This is a genomic window from Mesorhizobium sp. BHbdii, from assembly GCF_053848045.1.
The window spans coordinates 1-404 of the sequence record NZ_JBSPKX010000300.1 but is presented as its reverse complement, the minus strand read 5'-3'; the positions used below and the strand labels follow the sequence as shown (position 1 = coordinate 404).

The 404-nt window shown below is 66.1% G+C and carries 1 protein-coding gene; it reads left to right on the top strand.

From position 1 onward, the window contains the following. Positions 1–404 (top strand): fumarylacetoacetate hydrolase family protein (locus ACWTU8_RS33135; protein ID WP_455851416.1); only part of this gene is annotated, 404 nt, incomplete at both ends.

Below are 404 nucleotides of genomic sequence, written 5' to 3'. Positions count from 1 at the left end.
ACCGTGATCCCCTATCCGCCGCTGACGGCCAATCTGCACCATAAAATCGAACTGGTCGCCGCGATCGGCAAAGCCGGTTTCCGCATTCCCCGCGGCAAGGTGCTGGACCATGTCTGGGGTTACGCCGTCGGCATCGACCTCACCCGCCGCGATCTCCAGGACGAGGCCAAGAAGGCGGCGCGGCCCTGGGATTGGGCTAAGGCGTTCGATCGTTCCGCCCCATGCGGCCCCCTGGTACCCGCGCAGAAATCCGGGCACCCGACGAAGGGGCGCATCTGGCTCGCCGTCGACGGCAGGGCCCGGCAGGACGCCGATCTCGCCGAGCTGATCTGGCCGATAGCAGACATTGTCTCGATCTGCAGCGAGGGCGTAGAATTGCAGGCCGGCGACCTGATCTTCACCGG